Origin of the sequence: Enterobacter cloacae complex sp. IR5441 (assembly GCF_049238215.1) — a bacterium.
Lineage (GTDB): Bacteria > Pseudomonadota > Gammaproteobacteria > Enterobacterales > Enterobacteriaceae > Enterobacter > Enterobacter hormaechei_C.
Window position 1 is genome coordinate 40,512 of the sequence record NZ_JBMKIA010000010.1, and the last position, 19,038, is coordinate 59,549.

At 55.1% G+C, this 19,038-nt stretch carries 20 protein-coding genes; 8 read left to right on the forward strand and 12 right to left on the reverse strand.

Annotation, left to right across the window (positions count from 1 at the left end; genetic code table 11):
- The first annotated feature begins 188 nt into the window (after positions 1-188).
- Positions 189-830, forward strand: a complete 642-nt coding sequence (locus ACOTX5_RS12895; protein WP_017384610.1) for a riboflavin synthase — start codon at positions 189-191, stop codon at positions 828-830.
- 31 nt (positions 831-861) lie between these two features.
- On the opposite strand, the gene cfa is transcribed toward ACOTX5_RS12895, so the two are convergent.
- Both cfa and punC read right to left on the reverse strand, forming a co-directional pair.
- Complete coding sequence (gene cfa / locus ACOTX5_RS12900) at positions 862-2,010, reverse strand: cyclopropane fatty acyl phospholipid synthase (RefSeq protein ID WP_017384609.1); 1,149 nt, start codon at positions 2,008-2,010, stop codon at positions 862-864.
- A 298-nt stretch (positions 2,011-2,308) separates the two neighbouring features.
- Entirely contained in the window at positions 2,309-3,508 is a 1,200-nt protein-coding gene (gene punC / locus ACOTX5_RS12905; RefSeq protein WP_017693555.1) for a purine nucleoside transporter PunC, read from the reverse strand.
- A 111-nt stretch (positions 3,509-3,619) separates the two neighbouring features.
- Between punC and punR the strand changes: the two genes are divergently transcribed.
- A complete protein-coding gene (punR, locus tag ACOTX5_RS12910) occupies positions 3,620-4,531 on the forward strand; it encodes a DNA-binding transcriptional activator PunR (protein ID WP_234101239.1) in 912 nt (303 codons plus the stop codon).
- 17 nt (positions 4,532-4,548) lie between these two features.
- Here punR and purR read toward each other — a convergent pair whose 3' ends face one another.
- Positions 4,549-5,574, reverse strand: a complete 1,026-nt coding sequence (gene purR / locus ACOTX5_RS12915; protein ID WP_003857634.1) for an HTH-type transcriptional repressor PurR — start codon at positions 5,572-5,574, stop codon at positions 4,549-4,551.
- Positions 5,575-5,871: 297 nt separating this feature from the next.
- On the opposite strand from purR, the gene ACOTX5_RS12920 reads away from it, so the two are divergent.
- Complete coding sequence (locus ACOTX5_RS12920; RefSeq protein WP_003857632.1) at positions 5,872-5,961, forward strand: YnhF family membrane protein; 90 nt, start codon at positions 5,872-5,874, stop codon at positions 5,959-5,961.
- Between the two features lie 161 nt (positions 5,962-6,122).
- Positions 6,123-7,289, forward strand: a complete 1,167-nt coding sequence (locus ACOTX5_RS12925; protein ID WP_017384607.1) for an MFS transporter — start codon at positions 6,123-6,125, stop codon at positions 7,287-7,289.
- 37 nt (positions 7,290-7,326) lie between these two features.
- Here ACOTX5_RS12925 and sodB read toward each other — a convergent pair whose 3' ends face one another.
- On the reverse strand, positions 7,327-7,908 hold the full coding sequence (gene sodB / locus ACOTX5_RS12930) for a superoxide dismutase [Fe] (protein ID WP_023296387.1): 582 nt from the start codon (positions 7,906-7,908) through the stop codon (positions 7,327-7,329).
- A 122-nt stretch (positions 7,909-8,030) separates the two neighbouring features.
- Entirely contained in the window at positions 8,031-8,789 is a 759-nt protein-coding gene (locus ACOTX5_RS12935; RefSeq protein WP_023296388.1) for a C40 family peptidase, read from the reverse strand.
- Between the two features lie 338 nt (positions 8,790-9,127).
- On the opposite strand from ACOTX5_RS12935, the gene grxD reads away from it, so the two are divergent.
- A complete protein-coding gene (gene grxD / locus ACOTX5_RS12940) occupies positions 9,128-9,475 on the forward strand; it encodes a monothiol glutaredoxin 4 (protein ID WP_003832760.1) in 348 nt (115 codons plus the stop codon).
- 77 nt (positions 9,476-9,552) lie between these two features.
- Here grxD and rnt read toward each other — a convergent pair whose 3' ends face one another.
- From rnt to eptA, 5 genes are all read right to left on the reverse strand, one after another.
- Positions 9,553-10,212, reverse strand: a complete 660-nt coding sequence (gene rnt / locus ACOTX5_RS12945; RefSeq protein ID WP_003857625.1) for a ribonuclease T — start codon at positions 10,210-10,212, stop codon at positions 9,553-9,555.
- A gap of 96 nt (positions 10,213-10,308) precedes the next feature.
- Entirely contained in the window at positions 10,309-10,716 is a 408-nt protein-coding gene (gene gloA / locus ACOTX5_RS12950; protein WP_003857623.1) for a lactoylglutathione lyase, read from the reverse strand.
- A gap of 99 nt (positions 10,717-10,815) precedes the next feature.
- On the reverse strand, positions 10,816-11,913 hold the full coding sequence (locus ACOTX5_RS12955; protein ID WP_023299948.1) for an alkene reductase: 1,098 nt from the start codon (positions 11,911-11,913) through the stop codon (positions 10,816-10,818).
- A 53-nt stretch (positions 11,914-11,966) separates the two neighbouring features.
- The gene (locus tag ACOTX5_RS12960; protein WP_017384602.1) at positions 11,967-12,566 is read right to left on the reverse strand and encodes a TetR/AcrR family transcriptional regulator; all 600 of its coding nucleotides are present in this window, start codon (positions 12,564-12,566) and stop codon (positions 11,967-11,969) included.
- A 41-nt stretch (positions 12,567-12,607) separates the two neighbouring features.
- A complete protein-coding gene (gene eptA, locus ACOTX5_RS12965) occupies positions 12,608-14,233 on the reverse strand; it encodes a phosphoethanolamine transferase EptA (RefSeq protein ID WP_045911692.1) in 1,626 nt (541 codons plus the stop codon).
- A 147-nt stretch (positions 14,234-14,380) separates the two neighbouring features.
- Between eptA and ACOTX5_RS12970 the strand changes: the two genes are divergently transcribed.
- From ACOTX5_RS12970 to sodC, 3 genes are all read left to right on the forward strand, one after another.
- Complete coding sequence (locus ACOTX5_RS12970) at positions 14,381-14,620, forward strand: DUF1289 domain-containing protein (protein WP_032619785.1); 240 nt, start codon at positions 14,381-14,383, stop codon at positions 14,618-14,620.
- A 48-nt stretch (positions 14,621-14,668) separates the two neighbouring features.
- Complete coding sequence (locus ACOTX5_RS12975; RefSeq protein WP_017693550.1) at positions 14,669-15,565, forward strand: aldo/keto reductase; 897 nt, start codon at positions 14,669-14,671, stop codon at positions 15,563-15,565.
- 81 nt (positions 15,566-15,646) lie between these two features.
- Entirely contained in the window at positions 15,647-16,165 is a 519-nt protein-coding gene (gene sodC / locus ACOTX5_RS12980; RefSeq protein WP_023303563.1) for a superoxide dismutase [Cu-Zn] SodC, read from the forward strand.
- Here the strand turns inward: sodC and ACOTX5_RS12985 are convergent.
- Positions 16,144-18,177, reverse strand: a complete 2,034-nt coding sequence (locus ACOTX5_RS12985; RefSeq protein WP_045911693.1) for an FUSC family protein — start codon at positions 18,175-18,177, stop codon at positions 16,144-16,146. The genes sodC and ACOTX5_RS12985 overlap by 22 nt on opposite strands.
- Positions 18,177-19,037 (reverse strand): HlyD family secretion protein, encoded by an 861-nt coding sequence (locus ACOTX5_RS12990; protein WP_026080710.1) that lies wholly within the window; start codon positions 19,035-19,037, stop codon positions 18,177-18,179. The genes ACOTX5_RS12985 and ACOTX5_RS12990 overlap by 1 nt, the downstream gene beginning before the upstream one ends.
- Position 19,038: the final 1 nt, after the last annotated feature.

A 19,038-nucleotide genomic window follows, 5' to 3' on the forward strand; every position in this document is an offset into this window, starting at 1 on the left:
AAAGGCCGCCGTTACTGGCAGCAAGAAGAAAAAACAGAGGGATGCCAGCTATTGTAGCGGGGTTTAACTAATTATCTAGTGAAAAAATCGCCAGAAATTGCGCATCACTGGCAACCTGTTTTTTCAACTGTTATTGTGGTGGGATTATACGGTGTCATCGCCGTTCGGAATGAACAGGAGCTGTAAGCATGTTTACTGGTATTGTGCAGGGCACTGCCAAAGTGGTGTCCATTGATGAAAAACCGAATTTCCGCACTCACGTAGTTGAGCTGCCTGAATATATGCTCGACGGCATTGAAACCGGGGCGTCGATAGCGCATAACGGCTGCTGCCTGACGGTGACCGAAATTAACGGTAACCAGATAAGCTTTGATTTAATGAAAGAGACGCTGCGTATCACTAACCTGGGTGAGCTGGTGGTGGGAGATATCGTCAACGTGGAACGCGCGGCGAAATTCAGCGATGAGATTGGCGGGCATCTGATGTCGGGCCATATTATGACCACCGCAGAAGTGGCGAAAATCGTGACCTCGGAAAATAACCGTCAAATCTGGTTTAAGGTGCAGGATCCGTCATTAATGAAATACATCCTTTATAAAGGATTTATTGGCATCGATGGGATTAGTCTGACCGTCGGTGAAGTGACGCCAACGCGTTTTTGCGTGCATTTAATTCCTGAAACGCTGCAACGTACTACGCTTGGCGCAAAAAAACTGGGGCAGCGCGTAAATATCGAAATTGATCCTCAGACCCAGGCGGTCGTGGACACCGTTGAGCGCGTACTGGCGGCGAAAGAGGCGGCGATAATAAAAACCGTGGAAGAAGAATAAAAAATAACCCCGGTTAACCGGGGTTATTTTTTCAGCGAGCCACACGCAAACCGTGCTCAATCCCACGACTAAACACCACCTGCCACAGCTGTATATCCCGCGCACGGAACGCGCCCGCACAGGCATTCAGATAATAGCTAAACATCCGTTTGAATCGTTCCGAATAGTTGTCGGCGATTTCAGGCCATGCAGCCTGGAAACGTTCATGCCAGGCCATCAGGGTGGTGTCGTAATCTGCGCCGAAGTTATGCCAGTCTTCCACAATAAAATGCGGTTCGCTGGCGTTCGCAATCTGGCGAACAGAGGGTAAACAGCCATTCGGGAAGATATATTTGTTGATCCAGGGATCCACATTGTTATCGGTGCGTTTAGAGCCGATGGTGTGTAGCAGGAAAATTCCCTCAGGCTTCAGGTTACGATCGGCGACCTCGAAGTAAGTCTTGTAGTTCTTCGGCCCCACGTGCTCGAACATACCTACGGAAACAATGCGATCGAACTGCTCGTTCAGGTCGCGGTAGTCCTGAAGCCGAATATCAACATCCAGACCCAGACAGCGTTCCTGCGCCATCTTCTGCTGTTCAGCCGAAATCGTGACGCCGACTACGCTGACGCCGTAATTTTTAGCCATAAACCAGGCAAGACCACCCCAGCCACAGCCGATGTCCAGCACACGCATACCGGGCTGTAACTGCAATTTATCGCAGATCAGTTGCAGCTTGTCCTGCTGCGCCTCTTCCAGGGTCGTCGCTTTTTTCCAGTATCCGCAGGAGTACTGCATTAAAGGATCGAGCATACGGCTGAACAGATCGTTGCCCAGGTCGTAATGCTCTTTACCGACGATCCACGCCCGTTTTTTACTTTGCAGATTGAACAGGCGGGCGGAGGCAATACGTAAGGTATCTTTGAAATGACGAGGGAGCTGTTTTTCAAGACCGGCGCGTAATACGCTGGAGAAGAACATATCCAGCCGCTCACACTCCCACCAGCCGTCCATATAGCTTTCACCCAGCCCTAACGACCCCTCCTGTAACACGCGTTTGAAAAAATCGGGATGCTTTATCTGGGGATCGGAGGGGGATGAGCCATTAATCGTAATGCCCGCACGTCCCAACAGTTCACTGACGATCCGGGACCAGTTATCGTCCGGAACGCTGACTTCTTCTATACACGATGAACTCATAGCTTCTCCATCACCTTGCTGTGATCAGAACCTTAAAACAGCGTAGACGCTTTTTTGGTTTGTGAGAAATCTCACGGTAAATGCCCGCGAGGCTAATATCCGACGTAGAACAGAGGAAGGGAGATAACCCTTGCCGAAATGCCTTCCATGGTAAAACGGGAGCGCTCCGGCTCCCGTTAACACTTAATATTTATCGTATTTAATCGAACCAAATTTAGTATAGGCCGCAAAATTTGGTGATTCAACAGAAAATTGTTAGCAACCTAATCACTGGTATTTAACATAGTTTCCCGCGCAATCAGGCGTGCGACGTTTCTGTCTGCGCGTTTTCACTCTGCTCGCGATGGGCTGAGGACTGCATGCGATAGCCCAAACCCGACAGCGCAACGGTGACCAGCATCACGCTGGTAGTGGTGAGCAGCGGGGTTGCAATCAACGCAGAGACCACGAGACTTGCCAGGAAGCACAGGCCAAGTTGCAGGGTATTTTGCAGCGCGGCAGCGCGGCCTGTCGCCTGCGGAAATGGACGCAACGCCTGGGCTACAACAATAGGGTAGATGGCCCCGTTAGCGATCGCCATGACGCAGAACGGAATCAAAATTTCTGCAAGCCCGGCGCCGGGAATAAAGCCGACAGCCCAGGTCGCAATCACGCTTAGCGCATACAAAACCAGCAGCCAGGGCAGCATCTGTTGGCCTTCCCATTTTTGCAGCGCGGCGCGACAGCCATAGCCACCCACCAGGAAGGCGATGGTCTGTGGTACATAGCTCAGGCCGATAGCCGCCGGGCTGTAGCCCATGTCATGCAGAATGAACGGCGAACCGGTTAGCCAGGCAAAGAAGCTGGCAGAGCAGGCAGCATAAATCAGCACGTTACCGCGATAGGCTTTCGACCGCAGTAAAGAGGTAAAGGTGATGGGCTTTGCGTCCGGATGCGTCTCTTTTTTATGCGCAGGTTTAAGCCCGAAAGCAGGCAGCATCAGGACCAGCGTAATAGCAAAGAGCGTGGCGAAAATGGCCTGCCAGTCGAAATGCGCCAGGATCCAGCTGCCCAGTAACGGGGCAAGCGCCGGCGACAGGCCGACCAGCGGCATAATAGTGGCGAATATGCGGTTAGTGCGCGAGGCGGGGTAGTAATCGGTCACCAGCGCCTGCCAGGTCACCGCTGCGGCGCAGACACCGACCGCCTGAATAAAGCGCAGCGCCAGCAACCAGGCGGCATCGCGGACCCACAGCATGCCCAGACAGCCTACGGCAAAAATCGCCAGCCCCAACAACAGGACGGGCTTACGGCCAAAACGATCCGAGAGCGGCCCCCACAGCAATTGCGCAAAAGCAAAGCCGGCGAGGAACAAACTTAAACTGGCGCTGATGGCGGCGGCAGGGGTTTGCAAATCTTCCTGCATCGCGGCGAACGCGGGCAGATACATATCGGTCGCCAAAAAGCCCAGCACGCTTAAGCCGCCGAGCCAGACTAAAAATCCTTTCCTGGGTTGCACTTTTTTCTCCTGAGGAGGCAGGTGTACGTTGGCGCAGAGTGTAGGGAGTGCAAAGCGGCTTGTGAAACGCTAATATTTGGCGGGTGCGTTCAAAAAATTTGCAGGCTAAAGATGTGGTCAGATTATTCCCTTGAAGTGGTTGATGCCGTGGCGCGTAACGGCAGCTTTACCGGTGCCGCCCAAGAGCAGCATCGCGTTCCCTCGGCTATCAGCTATACGGTGCGCCAGCTGGAAGCGTGGCTGGCGGTCCCGCTGTTCGAGCGGCGCCATCGCGACGTGGAGCTCACGCCTGCCGGAGCGTGGTTTTTGAAGGAAGGGCGGTCTGTTATCAAAAAAATGCAGATCACCCGTGAGCAGTGCCAGCAGATCGCCAACGGCTGGCGCGGGCATCTCGCTATCGCGGTGGATAACATCGTTAAGCCGGAGCGGACCCGGCAGATGATCGTCGATTTCTATCGTCATTTTTCCGACGTCGAACTGCGTGTTTCGCAGGAAGTGTTCAACGGCGTCTGGGATGCGCTGGCGGACGGCAGGGCGGAGATGGCGATTGGTGCAACCCAGGCGATCCCGGTTGGGGGGCGCTACGCGTTTCGCGACATGGGCATGCTGAGCTGGACCTGCGTGGTCGCGCGCGATCACCCGCTGGCGGCGCTGGAAGGTCCGCTGAGCGATGACACCTTACGCAACTGGCCCTCGCTGGTGCTGGAAGATACCTCCCGCTCGTTGCCCAAGCGCATTACCTGGCTGCTGGATAATCAGCGCCGCGTGGTCGCACCGGACTGGGAGTCGTCGGCCACCTGTCTGAGCGCGGGGCTGTGCGTTGGCATGGTGCCGGTGCATTTTGCGCGCCCGCGCATCGACGCGGGAGAGTGGGTGGCTCTGACGCTGGAAAACCCCTTCCCGGATGCCGCGTGCTGTCTGACGTGGCAGCAAAACGACGTCTCGCCCGCCATGGCCTGGCTGCTGGATTATCTGGGCGACAGCGAAACGCTGAACCGGGAGTGGTTGCGGGAACCAGCATAGCTGGCCCCGTAATGAGATTAACGACGGTAGTCGCGGAACGGACCGTCCGCAACGGAACGGCGTTCAATCAGGCGCGGGTGAACTTCAATGGACTGGGACTGTTCACGCTTGTTGACGATCCTGTCCAGCAGCATATTGAAGGCCGTTTCACCCAGCGAATCTTTCGGCTGGTGAATGGTGGTCAGCGCCGGGGTAAAGAAGCGGGCGTTGCGCACGTTGTCATAGCCGATCACCGAGATATCCTGCGGGACGCGCAGGCCGAGTTCATCCGCCGCGCAGAGCGCGCCCATCGCCATGATGTCGCCGCCGCAGAACACCGCGGTAGGGCGATGCGGCTGGGAGACGATCTGCTGCATGGCGCGATAGCCCGACTCCGGCTCGAAGTCGCCCTGAACAATCCAGTTTTCCGGCACGGTGATCAGCGCCTCTTCCATCGCTTTCATGAAACCGGCCAGACGGCCAGCCCCGGTGTTACGCTCCAGCGGACCCGGGATCACGCCAATTTCACGATGACCGCGTTCTACCAGATAACGCCCCGCCATGTAGCCGCCTTCAAAGGCGTTATCAATAACGGAGTCGGTAAAGTCTGCGCGCGCTTCGCCCCAGTCCATGACCACCATCGGAATGTGGCGATACTCTTCCAGCATGGAAAGGACCGACTCGGGGTATTCAGAACACATTACCAGCAGGCCGTCGACGCGCTTTTGCGCCATCATTGACAGGTAAGCGCGCTGTTTTTCAATGTTGTTCCACGCGTTGCCCAGAATCAGGGTATAGCCTTTCTGGAAGCAGTTTTTTTCAACGGCTTCGATGATTTCAGCAAAGTAGGCCGCTTCACTGCTGGTGGCCAGCAGACCAATCGATTTGGTGTGATTAACCTTCAGGCTGCGGGCGACCGCACTTGGCGAGTAGTGCAGCTCTTTGATTGCCGCCCAGACGGCATTACGCGTCTCTTCAGCGACGAAACGCGTTTTGTTAATAACATGTGATACGGTTGTAGTGGAAACGTTTGCGCGTTTTGCTACGTCTTTAATTGTTGCCATTAAATGTCACTCCAGACCATATCCTAAGCTCCTGAAAAAATTGAAGGTAAACGTTTGCCTTCTCTCACCCTTATCACGCAAACATGAGTTGCGACACGCCGGGAAAACGACACAGGACGTCAGGAGGGGGTCAGTGGCCGGTACGCTAATAAATTTAGCGTGGAATTTTGTCCTATCTTGATGAAAAGGGGAAGAGGTAAAGTGGATATCCGTTTAAATCCTGGAAGATTTTTGACCTGAACTGTGTAAAAATGAGCAAGCTCACTTTTCGTAGGGTGAATAAAAGGAGAAAAATTGATGAGTACCGATCTGAAGTTTTCGCTGTTTACCACCATTGTTGTTCTTGCTCTGATTGTTGCCGGTGGTTTAACCGCTGCACTGCACTGATTCAGGCAGAGGGAGAACTTTCTCCCTCTCTTGCCGCTATTGTTACCTCTCCGGCAAAAATCTTTTGCCAAAATGTTAACTTCTCATTTTTTGTGATTGATGTCATGCTTTTGACTTCTTAGTTCTGTGCCGGGTTATGGCACGGTATCCGGAGTCTCTTCATGAAAATCAATTTTCCCCTGCTGGCCCTGGCGATTGGCGCCTTTGGGATTGGCACCACTGAATTCTCCCCTATGGGGTTATTGCCTGTTATCGCCCGGGGTGTGGACGTCTCTATCCCTGCGGCTGGTATGTTAATTAGCGCTTACGCGATTGGCGTGATGGTGGGCGCGCCGCTGATGACGCTGCTGCTTTCCCACCGCGCTCGCCGCAATGCGCTGATTTTCCTGATGGCGATTTTCACTCTCGGAAATGTGCTTTCCGCGATTTCGCCCGATTACACCACTCTGATGCTTTCGCGCATTCTGACCAGCCTCAACCATGGCGCCTTCTTCGGACTGGGCTCGGTTGTTGCCGCCAGCGTGGTGCCAAAACATAAGCAGGCCAGCGCGGTAGCCACTATGTTCATGGGCCTCACCATCGCTAATATCGGCGGCGTTCCCGCTGCCACCTGGCTGGGAGAAGCCATCGGCTGGCGTATGTCTTTCCTCGCAACCGCCGGACTGGGCGTGGTCGCGATGGTTGCGCTGTTCTTCTCACTGCCGAAAGGAAGTGCGGGAGAACGTCCGGAAGTACGTAAAGAGCTGGCGGTGCTGATGCGTCCTCAGGTGTTGTCCGCGCTGCTTACCACGGTACTGGGGGCCGGGGCGATGTTTACGCTCTACACCTATATCTCCCCGGTGCTGCACGACATTACCCACGCAACGCCACTCTTTGTTACCGCGATGCTGGTGCTGATTGGTGTCGGGTTCTCGATTGGCAACTATCTCGGCGGGAAATTTGCCGACCGCTCCGTCAGTGGAACACTGAAAGGTTTTTTAACGCTGCTGATTGTCATCATGGTGGCGATTCCGTGGCTGGCGCGTAACGAAGTGGGTGCCGCGATTGCCATGGTGGTGTGGGGCGCCGCAACCTTTGCCGTGGTGCCACCGTTGCAGATGCGCGTAATGCGCGTTGCGCACGAAGCGCCGGGGCTCTCTTCGTCGGTGAATATCGGTGCGTTTAACCTGGGCAATGCGCTGGGGGCCGCAGCGGGCGGGGCGGTGATCTCAGGTGGTTTGGGTTACAGCTTTGTGCCGGTGATGGGGGCGATCATTGCTGCACTCGGCCTGCTGCTGGTGATGATGTCTGGTCGTAAACAGCCTGAAGCGGTGTGTACGGCGGAATAAACAAAAACGCAGAAGGGCTGCCCCTTCTGCGTGTCTCTTACGCGGCGAAGTTCTTCGCAACAAATTCCCAGTTAACCAGTGCCCAGAAGTGTTCCAGGTAGTTCGGGCGCGCATTACGGTAATCAATGTAATAGGCGTGTTCCCATACGTCCACGGTCATCAGCGGCGTGGCGCTGGTGGTCAGAGGGGTACCCGCATTAGAAGTGGAAACGATAGCCAGTTTGCCATCAGCCTCTTTTACCAGCCAGGTCCAGCCGGAGCCAAAGTTTTTAACGGCTGCGTCAGTAAACTTCGTTTTAAAATCCGCGAAACTGCCGAACGCGGCGTTAATCGCTGCCGCCAGCTCACCGGTAGGTTCTCCGCCTGCATTGGGGGCCAGGCAGTGCCAGTAGAAGGTGTGGTTCCACACCTGTGCGGCGTTGTTGAATACGCCGCCGTCTGAACTGCGCACGATCTCTTCCAGCGTTTTGCCTTCAAAATCGGTGCCCTTGATCAGATTGTTCAGGTTGGTGACATAGGTCTGGTGATGCTTGCCGTAATGGTACTCCAGGGTTTCCGCGGAAATGTGCGGGGCCAGGGCGTCTTTTGCATACGGTAGTGCAGGTAATTCGAACGACATTGCTTCTCTCCTTATAGTTTTATACGTTGCCAATAACCCTACAGACAACAAGGACAGAATAGCAAATTGAAAGGGTATGCAAAAGAGGAACTTACCCTGCCATGGAGGCGGCACGGCAGGGTTTAGCGAATGGTTTTTGGCGTCATCACGCGGCGCGCACCCACATAGTGGCGCACCCAATAATCTTCGCTGAGAGAGGTGATCTGAATGTCCTGACCGCTGCGCGGTGACTGGATAAATTTACCGTTACCCACATACACCCCAACGTGATCGGCCGTACCGCGTCCCTGGGTGCGGAAGAACACCAGGTCGCCATTTTGCAGTTCGCCACGGTTTACAGGCGCGGCGTCGCGCAGATGGTACATCTCATTGGCGGTGCGTGGAATGCGAAACTTCACCAGATCTTTATAGGCATAATAAACCAGCCCACTACAGTCAAAACCGGTGCGCGGAGAGGTGCCACCCCAGCGATACGGTTTACCTATTTGCCCCATCAGTTTGTTCATCGCCGTTTTTTGCGCTTTCTGCATACGCGCTTTATGCACGTCAGCCAGCTTCGTCACTTTTGCGCATCTCGTTTTATGGCCTTTGCGCACGATGCATTTTTCATTCACCAGGCTGGCGGTCGTGCGGGTGGTTTTGTGCGTGCCGGAACGGAGAGTTTTGGATTTACTGGAGGCGGTCTTTTTGGTCTGAGCGGTGGTTTTCTTCTTTACTGTTTTACTGGTGGTTTTTTTCTTACGTTCTGTGGTTTTTGCCAGATGCGATTTTTGTACAGCAGAATGCCGCGCCTGTTCAGAGGCGTTCGCCGCTGGCGTAAATGAGAGTGTGGTAAACAGTAAAGCACAGAGCGTCATCGAGATTTTAGTTATCCGCGCCACTGGGCAGTCCCCTGATAAATGCAGGCCACAATGCATACCCGCGTGAGATTTACAAAACCTGTCGATTCTAATCCATAAATTCAGAAGAAGTTAATAGCATTTTTCATTCAAAAATTATGTTTCGTTAGCAAGTGCAAAAAAATTCACCATTCTGACGCACTCCTGTTCGCTCCTTAAGCAAAACCGCACCTCGTCTGGGGATAAACGACATTAGCAATGCAACTTTATGCGATAAGCGATAAAATAATTAGACGTGACAAAAATGTTATTTTCCGATGTCGGCCTGACCCGCTACAATGTCAGACTGATGCCGTAACAGAAGTTAAAGGAAGCAAGACATGAGCACCACTATTGAAAAAATTCAGCGCCAGATCGCTGAAAACCCGATTCTCCTGTACATGAAAGGTTCTCCGAAGCTGCCAAGCTGCGGCTTCTCCGCGCAAGCGGTTCAGGCGCTGTCCGCCTGTGGTGAGCGTTTTGCTTACGTTGATATCCTGCAAAACCCGGACATTCGTGCTGAACTGCCAAAATACGCCAACTGGCCGACCTTCCCACAGCTGTGGGTTGATGGTGAACTGGTCGGCGGATGCGACATCCTGATTGAAATGTATCAGCGCGGCGAACTGCAACAGCTGATCAAAGAGACTGCGGCGAAGTATAAAACCGAAGAGCCGGACGCAGAGTAAGTTTTCTGCGGATATAAAAAAGCGACCACATTATGTTGGTCGCTTTTTTTTGCCTGTGGGACTGTTGATTACCCAACCTACGATTGAAGATCGGCCTCGTCGCCCATCGGCAGCGGCCAGCCGCCGAGACGTTTCCAGCGGTTGACGATCTCACAGAACAGCTCCGCCGTACGCTCGGTGTCGTATAACGCGGAATGCGCCTGGGTGCCGTCAAACGCAATACCCGCCGTGATGCAGGCTTTAGAGAGCACGGTTTGCCCCAGCGCCAGGCCGCTCAGCGCGGCGGTGTCGAAGGTCACAAACGGATGGAATGGATTACGCTTGAGCGAGGCACGCTCGGCGGCAGCCATAGTGAAGCTGTGATCAAAGGTGGCATTGTGGGCCACCATGATGGCGCGGCTACAGTCATTCTCTTTCATGCCTTTGCGCACCATTTTGAAAATGGCGTGCAGCGCCTCGTATTCGCTTACCGCCCCGCGCAGCGGGTTTGTCGGATCGATACCGTTAAAGGCCAGCGCCTCTGGCTGTAAGTTTGCCCCTTCAAAGGGTTCAACGTGGAAATGCAGCGTGGTGTCCGGTACAAGCCAGCCCTGTTCATCCATCTTCAGCGTGATGGCGGCAATCTCAAGCAGCGCATCGGTTTTAGCGTTAAATCCGGCTGTTTCAACATCAATGACAACGGGATAAAAACCACGAAAACGGTCGCACAGACCGGTAAATTGAGCGTTATCGGACATCAGGGTCTCTTACAAGGGGGAAAAAGCAGTGCGCATTATGGCAAATTTTGAGAGGGGATGCAGCAAAACAACGGGCGCATAGTGCGCCCTGCGGGATCAATTGCCCAGGCCGCGACCAGCGTCTTTGGCTTCGATCAGTTCGATTTTATAACCGTCCGGATCTTCCACAAACGCAATTACGGTGGTACCGCCTTTAACCGGACCGGCTTCACGGGTGACGTTACCGCCATTGCTGCGGATACGTTCGCAGGCTTCGGCGGCGTTATCCACTTCCAGCGCGATGTGGCCGTAAGCTGTACCCAGCTCGTAGCTGTCCACGCCCCAGTTGTAGGTCAGCTCGATGACCGCTTCATCAGATTCCGGGCCGTAACCGACAAACGCCAGAGAGTATTTATATTCCGGATTTTCGCTGGTGCGCAGCAGCTTCATGCCCAGAACGTTAGTGTAGAAATCGATGGAACGTTGCAGGTCGCCAACGCGCAGCATGGTGTGAAGTAGGCGCATAATTTCCTCATTAACCAGTGGAATGGATTATCTTTTTGAACAGAAACGATGTTTTAGTATAGCGGCGAAAGGTCGCCGCTATCAATGTACAAAGCGGGATTACAGTGAAGGGTAGTCGGTATAACCTTCCGCGCCGCCGCCATAGAAGCTTTCAGGACGCTGCGGGTTCAGTTCGGCTTTTTTCTGCAAACGGGCAACCAGATCCGGGTTAGCAATGTAGTCACGGCCAAAGGCCACGGCGTCGATCAGGCCTTTACCGATCAAATCCTCGGCTTTCTCTGCCGTATACGCACCCGCCCCGATAATCACGCCGTGGAAGCGCTCGCGCACTTTCTGACGGAAGGCTTCACTGTAAGGCTTGCCGCCTGCCCAGTCCGGCTCGGACATGTGCAGATAGGCGATACCGCGTTTCGCCAGCTCTTCAATCAGATACAGCGCGTCTGCTTCTTCGTTCGGACCGTTGTCGACGTTCTGGAAAGTACCGATCGGGGAGACACGAATACCAATGCGGTCTGCGCTCCACTCATTACAGACAGCATCCACCACTTCAAGCACCAGACGCGCGCGGTTTTCAACGCTGCCGCCGTACTGGTCGGTACGCTGGTTGGAAGACGGGGACAGGAACTGATGCAGCAGGTAACCGTGCGCAGAGTGAAGCTCAACCAGGTCGAAGCCCGCTTCCCGGGCGTTGGCGACGGCCTGACGGAAATCATTCACGATACCCGGGATCTCGTCCAGCTCCAGCGCGCGTGGCGTGGTGGTGTCGACGCGGATCGCATTACCGTTTTCATCGCGCAGGGAAGTGCGGGTATTGGCGTTCAGGGCAGAGGCAGAAACCGGCGCCTGACCGCCAGGCTGGATGCTGCTGTGTGAGATACGACCGGTGTGCCACAGCTGAACCGCAATACGGCCATCTTCAGCATGCACGCCTGCGGTGATTTTTTTCCACGCGGCGATCTGTTCCGGGCTGTGCAGACCCGGTGCACCGGCGTAGCCTTTTGCCTGGGCAGAAATCTGCGTGGCTTCGGAGATAATCAGGCCCGAGCTGGCGCGCTGACGGTAATACTCACCCATCAATGGCGTTGGGATATCGCCCGGCTCGATGCTGCGCAGACGGGTAAGTGGGGCCATAAACACGCGGTTTGGGGCAGTAACGGCACCCACTTTCAGTGGGGTAAACAGCTTTTCAGCGGACATAACGGCTCCTGAGTAGACCAGTCGACTAGTAAAAGGGTAAATAAAAACGCCGGCTACACGCCAGGCGCGGTAATACAGTTTTTCACATGCGCCAGCGCGCTTTCGAGCGGCACGGCGCTGCGAGACATTTTTGCTTGCAGGTTGGCGCCTAACCAGAGGGAATAGAGCACCTGTGCCTGCGTGAGCGGATCGCCGGAGAAGGAGAGCGTTTTTTCATTGCGCCCGCTCTCCAGCGCCTGAGCCAACAGGGCAATAACGCCGCTGGCCCCTTTATCCATTGCGGTGCGCATATCTTCGGAGAGATCGCACACTTCGGCAGACAGTTTTACCGTCAGGCAGCCGCTGATGATGCCCTGCTGACAGAACTGCGTCAGCGTTTCCTGATAGTAGTTCAGAACACGATCCCGGTAGTCACCTTCACCGCTGGCGAAGTGGGTTGCCAGGCGCTGATGGTAGCTGGCGTAGTGCCGCTCCAGCATGGCAACGCCAAACGCCTCTTTGGATCGAAAATAGTGATAAAACGATCCCTTAGGTACTTCAGCGGTTTTTAACAACTCGCTCAGCCCCATACCGGTAAACCCGCGATGCATGCAAAGGCGCTCGCCGGTAGCCAGCAAATGTTCTCGTGTATCGTGTTCAGTGTGTCTGCTCATGCCCTTACTCTAATAGACCGTTCGGTCTAATGCAAGCCCGCTTAGCGACGACATTGCGACAGAATATCCAGCTGCGGTTGATAAACCGCTGATTTCACGTCCATCATGCCCAGAACGGTGGCGAATAAATTGTCCTGTGAAACCGCCTCTTTTGCGGCATGGTCACGCAGGCAATCCGTGTTTACGCCGAAGTTTTTCGCATAATCCGGGGAGAGCCAGAACATAAACGGAATATGCGTTTGCTGCTCCGGGGCCAGCATATACGGCGTACCGTGCAGGTAAATTCCGCTTTCACCCAGCGATTCACCGTGATCGGAGAGGTAAATGAGCGCCGTGTTCATGTTGGCCTGCCGGGCTTTTAGCGCGTCGATGGTTCGGCTGACCACGCTGTCGGTATACAAAATCGAGTTGTCATAGGTATTGATCAGCGACTGATGATCGCAATCCTGAATTTCATTGGTATCGCAGGTTGGGGTGAACTTGCGAAAGCTGTCCGGATAACGGTTGTAGTAGGCCGGACCGTGGCTGCCCATCAGATGAATAACCAGAACCGTATCCTGCTTTATTCCATCCAGTACGTTGTCCAGACGGTAGAGGTTGACGTCGTCGATACAGGATTTGTCCTTACAGAACTGATCCAGTTTCCACTGGGTCATGTCCGTGTGCGGCACGCGGTCGCAGGCGCCTTTACACCCGCCGTCGTTGTCGCGCCACAGCAGGTTGAAACCGGCATGGTTAAGTACATCGAGCAGACCTTCCTGGTGATGGGCGAGGTCCGCGTCATATTTTTTCCGCGTCATGCCGGAGAACATGCAGGGGACGGAAACGGCGGTTTCCGTGCCACAGGAGGAGGCCTGGGGGAAGCTGATGACATCCTGCTTTTTCAGCTCGGGGTTGGTTTCACGCGGGTAACCATTTAACGAGTAGTTTGCGGCGCGGGAGGCTTCGCCCACCACCACAATCAGCACGGTTTTCTTGCGTTGGCTGGAAATCAGCGCGCCTTTATGAGCATCCTCGCCAATGCGGACCAGCGTCTGGTCGCCGGCAAACCAGCGCATTTTGCTGTATTTCACCACGGCGCTCACGTAATTCGCCGGGGTGACCATTTTGACGATGCTTTTGTTATTGCGGAACAGCGAAGCATAGTCTTTATAAAACACCGCCGCGACCAGGATGATCACCAGCAGCGCACCCAGCATAGCGGCGACACGCGTCAGGAGGGCATACCACCATTTTCCGGTGCGAATGCGCGTCAGGGCTAAAATAATCGATGGAACCAGACCCGCAACGACCAGCCACAGGATCATCTGCGGCGTCACCAGGGCAGTCGCTTCCTGGGAATTAGTTTCGAACACGTTAACAATCATGTTCTGATCGATAACCGTGCCATAGGTATACATAAACCAGGTTGCGGCGGCGCATCCCAGGGTCAGGACAATCATGAGCGGCTTGCGAACAAAGGGAATATTCAGCAGGCTGAAGACAATCACCCAGCCGCAGAACAGCACCAGCGGCACGCTGGCAGCAAACAGGAGATCGTGCAGATGCGCAGGCGCAATGATTGACCAGCTGCGCTGGATAAACAGTGCATTCAGTACGGTGAAGAAAAGTGCACAGCCCAGAGTAAATTTTATATCGTTACAGTGTAACTTTTTAGTGAACCACATGATGACCAGACCATTCGTTATATCAATGCGGCGAGTATAAGAAGGGAAGATTAGCGAAACCTTAATGCTCTGTTTGTGGCGGACATCCTTGCATGCAAGCCATTTAGGGTCTTCACTGTAGGGAATAATGACGTTCTGGAGGTAGGTGTGGCAGAGCAACTGGAGTTTTTCCCTGTCCAGAGCCCGTGCCGGGGTATTTGCCAGGTAGATGAACGAGGATACTGTCGTGGCTGCATGCGCACGCGCGATGAACGTTTTAACTGGCAAAATTTCAGCGACGCGCAAAAGCAGGAGGTCTTACGGCTCTGTCGACAGCGTCTGCTGCGTAAAATTCGTGCAAACAAAGCGGTTGAAAGCGTAGAACCTCAGCAACCTTCACTGTTTTAGCAGGGTAATTGCGTATACTGGTGACATGACTTCCTTGAGGAAAATGTTATGGTTCAGCGTATTACCCTTGCCCCGCAGGGCCCGGAATTCTCCCGATTTGTTATGGGCTACTGGCGCCTTATGGACTGGAATATGTCTCCGGTCCAGCTGGCGGACTTTATAGAAGAGCATCTCGATCTCGGGATCACCACCGTCGATCACGCTGATATTTATGGCGGCTATCAGTGCGAGGCTGCCTTTGGCGAAGCGCTGAAGCGTGCGCCGGCGCTGCGTGAACGTATGGAGATTGTGACCAAATGCGGTATTGCCACCACAGCAAAACCGGAGCATGCGCTTGGGCATTACATCACTGACAGCGCGCATATCGTTAAAAGCGCCGAGCAGTCACTGATTAACCTGGCCACCGATCGTATCGACCTGCTGCTGATCCACCGACCCGATCCGTTGATGGATGCGGATGAGGTCGCGGAAGCCTTCCTGACGCTGCACCAGAGCGGCAAAGTGCGCCATTTTGGCGTGTCTAACTTCACCCCGGCACAGTTTGCGCTATTGCAGTCTCGCCTGCCGTTTACGCTGGCGACGAATCAGGTGGAGATCTCGCCTGTTCATCAGCCGCTGCTGCTGGATGGCACGCTCGACCAACTGCAACAGCTGCGCATCCGTCCAATGGCATGGTCCTGTCTGGGAGGCGGCCGCCTGTTTAACGATGAGGCATTCCAGCCGCTGCGTAACGAGCTTGAAACGGTGGCGCGCGAACTGAATGCGGAGAGTATCGAGCAGGTGGTTTACGCCTGGATCCTGTGCCTGCCGTCTAAACCGCTGCCAATTATTGGCTCCGGCAAAATTGAGCGCGTCCGCGCTGCGCTTGTGGCTGAGGAGCTGGATATGACGCGTCAGCAGTGGTTCCGCATCCGCAAGGCGGCGCTGGGCTACGACGTACCCTGAGCACGCCTGTACCTGACTTTCCGGTGAAATCTGCGCCGCTGGTATAGACTTAAGGTGCAAAAAATAACCCGTGGAGGTCTTATGAAGCGTTTTGCTCTGGCAATGGTCACGCTGGTTGTTTGTGCAGGTGCGCAGGCAGCCAGCGAGGACGTTGAAATGAATCTCGTCACTTCTCAGGGGGTAGGCCAGTCCATCGGGACGGTGAAAATCACCGAAACCGATAAAGGGCTGGAATTTGCTCCCGATCTCAAGGCTCTTCCACCCGGCGAACATGGTTTTCACGTTCATGCCAAAGGCAGCTGTCAACCCGCAATGAAAGAGGGGAAACCAACAGCTGCGGAAGCCGCAGGGGGGCATCTCGACCCGCACAACTCCGGTAAGCATGAAGGCCCGGAAGGGATGGGGCACCTCGGCGATCTGCCGGTGCTGGTGGTAAATAACGATGGTAAAGCCACCGATCCGGTTGTGGCGCCACGACTCAAAAAGCTTGACGAGGTCAAAGGCAAGGCGCTGATGGTCCACGTGGGCGGCGATAACATGTCCGATCAGCCTAAACCGCTTGGCGGCGGCGGGGCGCGCTATGCCTGCGGGGTGATCTGATCGCCAATCGTTCCGGGTGGCGGCGCCTGTTCCAGCTGTGACAGGGAGCAGTGCAGCCGCCAGATAATGGACGCCAGATCGCGGGCCGCAGGCTGATGATGGTGCGCCAGCGCGTCGCAAATACGCTGAAGCTCGGCGAGCGTGACGCTCAGGGGGCGCTGCTGCACCCCGCGCTCGCTCATCACATCTCGGAGCATGGAAATACAGTTATCACGGACCTGCGACAGCGGATCGGAACGCGTCTCCCAGGCGCGCAGTTGCCACACCACGTGCGAACAGTTTAACAGCACCACGCCCCAGCGCAGCAGCCAGCGACGGGAGAGTGAATCCTGGCTGTTGTTCAGCTGGCTGACATGATGGTAAACCAGCGATTCATACTCGCTTTCGCGCAGATGTGGCCTGCGGCTCAGCTGATCGACAAAACCCCTGCGCAACTCCCGAATATGCCTGCGGCTTTTACGCGCGTCCGAGCCCGGGCGTAGCACAGCGAAAGCCAGCCACGCCAGCCCCACGCCGAGGATCTTCGCCAGGTTGTCGTTGAGAAAATCAGCGTAATCGTAAACCGGTGGATTCGTTACAGAGATAAATGAGCCCATAAAAACAATCAACTGACCCCACAGACCGGCCAGTTTAGGCATTTGCAGTTTGAGCAACTGCATGGTGGTTAATAGCGGGAAGAGAAACAGCAGAAATTGCCAGAGGTCGGTTATCTGCACCATCAAACCAAATTTCACCACGAAGCTGAATAGCGACAGCAGTACCAGCGTACGCAGCAGAAGCGTAAGGGAATTAAAGGGGGAAGCGGCGACGGAATAGAGCACGCAGCTGATTGCCGCAAGCGTCAGGGCCGCACTGCCCGCATCCCATTGCGTGGTGATGGCCCATGCGCCCACGGCCATCAACGCACAAAACGTACGAAAACCGCTCCACAGCGCCTCCATTGCGTCGGTATGGCGCGCCAGAGCAGGACTACCGGGAACGGAAAATTCGGTGACGGGCGTGGCATTTTCGACGGCTTTTAACCAGCGGCTGCTACGCAGATACAGGCGGCAGAAATAGTTCAGACGCTGCCAGAAGGCACGATGCCTGTAGTCATATTCATCCGTTGGGGCGAGCGGCGCGATAATGCGGGCCACGGTATAGATATCGGCATCCGGACGCGCAAGAGCGGCGAGCAGCGCCTCGATAATCTCCCGGGTATGGGCTGGCGGTGCAGGCCAGTTCAGCAACATCCGGCGAAGGCTCGAGATCGCGCTCGTCATCCGCAATTGCTGGTGCAGTAAATAGTTCAGAAGCGTGTTCTGGCGACGAAAACGGTAGTGGCTCCAGAAAGCCTGGATGCGCAACAGGTTCATGGTCAGGATCTGGCCGATGACCTTTTCGTGCGCGAGGCGGATGTCATCGCTGCTGTCAGGCTGCCAGAGCAGGCTGGCATGTTCCAGCAAACGTGCGTGCATCGTTTTAAGGGCGGTGATAAGCGTAGTGCCATCTGAGGTACTGGGCAGGATCATCATCATGACGCCTCCGCACAGAATGCCGACCATCACTTCACACACGCGTGCCTGGGCGATATCCCACAGCTCGGTGGTATCCAGCACGTTGACGACCGGAAAGGCGATAATGGCCGCGGTGTAACCCGCCAGCTGAAACGCATAGGCAACGTTATTGGTAAAATGGGCGCAGGCCCAGGTACACAGCCCCAGCCATGCCGACATGCTTAACAGAAAGAGCCAGGGATCGTTCAGGGTATGGCCGGCAAGAAGCAGTGCGGCGGTTGCCCCCAGCAGGCTACCCGCCACGCGCCCGAGGCTTTTACTGATAACGCCCCCGACGGTAGGGAAGCTGACGACCGCCGCAGAGGTCATCGCCCAGTAAGGCTCATCCAGATTCAGATAATAGGCAACCGTAAGCGCAAGGCACATGGCGATGCCGTTGCGCAGCGCGTAACGCCACTGCGGCCGTGTCGCTTTTATCCACGGCGTATTGCGCCAGGAGAAAGCCCCCAGGTTCATCATCGCGATCCGATGGCGACGGTGCAGGTTGTGCCAGAGACCAGGGTAATGTCTTTCGGCAGTTGATCAAACTCGACGCGAACAGGCACCCGCTGAGCCAGGCGCACCCACGGGACGTTGGGTTTAATGTCAGGCACCAGGCCAGAATCGGTTTCCACGCTCTGATCGTATATTGCCCGACCTATGCTGCTAACGTGACCCTGTAACGTTTCTGCGCCGCTGTAAAGCGTGATCCGGGCAGGCGCTCCCTCGCGGATATGGCGCAGCTTGGTCTCTTCAAAATAACCTACAACATAGAAAGAGTGGCTATCGACCAGGGCGAAGACCGGCTGGCCTGTGGTGGCGTAATCACCCACACGGGTAGACAGGCTCGTGATCCATCCATCCACCGGGGCTTTGACCACGGTCTGGGTCAGTTGCCACTCGGCCTGTTTCAGCGTTGCCTCTGCAACCTTCAGGCTGGCCTGCATGGCTTTTACATTGATATTGGCGGTATCGAGATCCTCCGCAGAGATGTAATTTCTCGACAGATGGCGGCGGCGTTCGGCTTCGTTATTGGCTTTTGCCAGATCTGATTGAGCTTTTGCGAGCTGCGCCTGGGCATTAAGCACCGCAATGTGGAAAGGGGTCTCGTCGATGCGGAATAGCACATCGCCCGCATGAACGTACTGGTTGTCCTTCACCAGCAGCGCGCTGATACTGCCGGACACCTGTGGCGTGATGCTGACCTGTTCCGCGCGGATCTTGCCGTCACGCGTCCAGGGCGACTGCATGTAATAATTCCAGAGCCACCAGCCGGCCATCACCGCCAGCGCTAAAACGAAAAGAGTGGAAAAATATTTTAACGTTTTCAATGCTATT

Bases quoted from the DNA above. Each gene is read 5' to 3' on its own strand.
- ACOTX5_RS12895 (WP_017384610.1), top strand. From the start codon at position 189: ATGTTTACTGGTATTGTGCAGGGCACTGCCAAAGTGGTGTCCATTGAT.
- cfa (WP_017384609.1), bottom strand. From the start codon at position 2,010: ATGAGTTCATCGTGTATAGAAGAAGTCAGCGTTCCGGACGATAACTGG.
- punR (WP_234101239.1), top strand. From the start codon at position 3,620: ATGTGGTCAGATTATTCCCTTGAAGTGGTTGATGCCGTGGCGCGTAAC.
- purR (WP_003857634.1), bottom strand. From the start codon at position 5,574: ATGGCAACAATTAAAGACGTAGCAAAACGCGCAAACGTTTCCACTACA.
- ACOTX5_RS12920 (WP_003857632.1), top strand. From the start codon at position 5,872: ATGAGTACCGATCTGAAGTTTTCGCTGTTTACCACCATTGTTGTTCTT.
- ACOTX5_RS12925 (WP_017384607.1), top strand. From the start codon at position 6,123: ATGAAAATCAATTTTCCCCTGCTGGCCCTGGCGATTGGCGCCTTTGGG.
- sodB (WP_023296387.1), bottom strand. From the start codon at position 7,908: ATGTCGTTCGAATTACCTGCACTACCGTATGCAAAAGACGCCCTGGCC.
- grxD (WP_003832760.1), top strand. From the start codon at position 9,128: ATGAGCACCACTATTGAAAAAATTCAGCGCCAGATCGCTGAAAACCCG.
- rnt (WP_003857625.1), bottom strand. From the start codon at position 10,212: ATGTCCGATAACGCTCAATTTACCGGTCTGTGCGACCGTTTTCGTGGT.
- gloA (WP_003857623.1), bottom strand. From the start codon at position 10,716: ATGCGCCTACTTCACACCATGCTGCGCGTTGGCGACCTGCAACGTTCC.
- ACOTX5_RS12955 (WP_023299948.1), bottom strand. From the start codon at position 11,913: ATGTCCGCTGAAAAGCTGTTTACCCCACTGAAAGTGGGTGCCGTTACT.
- ACOTX5_RS12960 (WP_017384602.1), bottom strand. From the start codon at position 12,566: ATGAGCAGACACACTGAACACGATACACGAGAACATTTGCTGGCTACC.
- eptA (WP_045911692.1), bottom strand. From the start codon at position 14,233: ATGTGGTTCACTAAAAAGTTACACTGTAACGATATAAAATTTACTCTG.
- ACOTX5_RS12975 (WP_017693550.1), top strand. From the start codon at position 14,669: ATGGTTCAGCGTATTACCCTTGCCCCGCAGGGCCCGGAATTCTCCCGA.
- sodC (WP_023303563.1), top strand. From the start codon at position 15,647: ATGAAGCGTTTTGCTCTGGCAATGGTCACGCTGGTTGTTTGTGCAGGT.
- ACOTX5_RS12985 (WP_045911693.1), bottom strand. From the start codon at position 18,177: ATGAACCTGGGGGCTTTCTCCTGGCGCAATACGCCGTGGATAAAAGCG.